A 2342-nucleotide genomic window follows, 5' to 3' on the forward strand; every position below is an offset into this window, starting at 1 on the left:
ATTCCAGTCTTTATCATCCTTGCCACCAGTACCGATTTCCTTAAAACCGTTACCAATAGGATCAGGGAAACGATCAGATGGAGCTGCTGTACGAGGTTTTTCTGTTGATACTATTCTTGTAAGAACATAGTCCTTATAAGTATGTGAATCATAGCAGTATGCTCTTACATGCCAGCGCAGACCGTTAAAGCCAAATGAATGAGGTGCAATCAGATAGTCATCTTTCTTGTTTGATGATACAGAACTGTAAACAATGTGAAGTACAAGATGAGCTCTCATGGCATCAATAAGGTTACACATAATCTCAGGAGATACGATCCTTCTTGGATTATGTAATGATGCAACACCAACATCAGGGGTAAAACCAAAGAAACAGCGATCTGCATCTAGCTGATTGGTTGAAACCATCTTCAGATCAGAAAAGAATGTTTCAGGTGAACATCTGTTTGGGAAAATAGGAATAAAATCATCTGCTCTTACATAAACTTTCAGATGCTTGTCATAAATAAGATTTGTTCTTGAAGGTTTTGCCTTTTCAACAAGCTCTCTGTAATAGGATAAATCAAGTGAAGCCTGAGGAACTGAAATATTGAAAAAAGAAACCAGATCTGCTCTATTGATTTTACCGTCAACGCACAATCTGAAATCAATAAACTCAATTCTTCTTAATCTAGACCATTTGTTAGCCATCGTAGATGTTTTTTTATCAGCTTTTGTAAGTGATGCAATTTTTTTTGGTCGTGCCATAGAGCTCCCTTTGATGATTTATTCCAATACTATATTGTTAAAACAATTATAGTATAGTTTTTATTTATTCTTAAACTTTTTTTATATTTTATGTAATTTTCTTTAAAAATCACATTATTTGATCACTATGAACTTTATCTATAACGATTCTAGCTTTTCTAGGCACATGGAAACCATACCTGAAACTGTATCTTCACGAAGAACATCCGAGATTTCAATTTTAGGAAGCAATGCTTCTTCTGCTGGAGTTGAAAGCTGTTTTCTAAGTCTGTCAATTAATCCTGGTTTTAAACTTTCTGTATAGATTGAAACATATCCTGGATTTAACACACACATAATTGCTCTAATAGTTCTTATGGCAAGATCGTCAGCCTGCAGCGATTCAATTGGCAGAACACCAACATCGTTATACATAGGGAAATATCTGATTTCGCCTGCCATACCATCCTTACCTCTTAGAACCTGACCGTTGTAGCAGAATCCGCAGCTTGGAATCTTTCCTGGTATCAGAATAATTCCAGATACACATTCTTGATCTTTTAGTCTCTTGTAACAACCAAGAGTTGCAGCATTAATATCAGTTTCAAAGAAAACAGGAAGATTAAACTGTTTTTCAAGATGAGATGACAGTCTTGATGCATGTGAATCATGACGGATAGCGGAGCCAACACGGCCGCCTACATCATCTGACGGCATTGAAACACCTATGATTGCAATTTTTTTATATCTGTCGATATAACGTTCCATACCGTTTTTAAATTCATTAGTATATGTCTGCTTATCATCGATAAGCTCCTCTCTTCTCTCTAGGCATTCACCAAAAAGATTATGAACCGAATAGCCGACATATTTATGACCTGAACGATGATATACAGAAAGAATAAGAATGAGCTTGTTCATCTCATTAAATCTGTATGTTGCAGCTGGTCTTCCGTTTACGCTGCAGCCTTTGTCACCTTCAATAACCTCACCTGAACTTATAAGAAGGTTTAGCAACTTATTTATAGTAACAACACTAAGACCTGTTTTTTCGTGTAGAACAGATGTGGTTGATACCTGTTCATCATGAAGAGCTTTTCTAATTAAATGGAGATTCTGCTCTCTTATAGATTTTGAGGTAATGGTCAAATTTTTATGCATAATATTGAAACCAAGTTATTAAACTAGGTTTAATAATACATTTTTTTTAATAAGATCTCAAATTTAAATGCGTTAAATTTCTATAGTTAGTTATAGCTAACATATATAATACATTATAATTCAAGCAATATTTTTATAATTTTGGTGTACATATAGTTTATAGATATGTTTGTAAATAATTTTATTTTATGACATATATTTTAATAATTATTTTTCTTACAAATCATATAAATACCTAAAGGAACGGCTTGTTTATCTGATTTGATAATTCTAAGCATTCAGTAAAACTATTTACATCAGTATTTTCAAGTTTAACAAAAAAAATTTGTCAAATAATAAGTTAGTTCTAAAATTATTTTTAGCGGCTGTAATAGCCATTTTCATAACACACTAGATAAGGAGCCGTAATGCTTCAGATTAGATTACATGGCCGTGGAGGCCAAGGTGTTGTGACC

2 protein-coding genes are annotated in these 2342 nt (G+C 33.6%); both read right to left on the reverse strand.

Annotated features, from left to right (window positions below):
- Positions 1-747, reverse strand: a 747-nt coding sequence (locus tag ACJML3_RS00655; RefSeq protein WP_406019720.1) for a WYL domain-containing protein, incomplete at its 3' end; no start/stop codon positions are given.
- A 138-nt stretch (positions 748-885) separates the two neighbouring features.
- A complete protein-coding gene (locus ACJML3_RS00660) occupies positions 886-1887 on the reverse strand; it encodes an ROK family protein (protein WP_406019721.1) in 1002 nt (333 codons plus the stop codon).
- Between the last annotated feature and the right edge of the window lie 455 nt (positions 1888-2342).

The sequence above is a fragment of the Succinivibrio sp. genome (genome assembly GCF_045124615.1).
GTDB lineage: Bacteria > Pseudomonadota > Gammaproteobacteria > Enterobacterales > Succinivibrionaceae > Succinivibrio > Succinivibrio faecicola.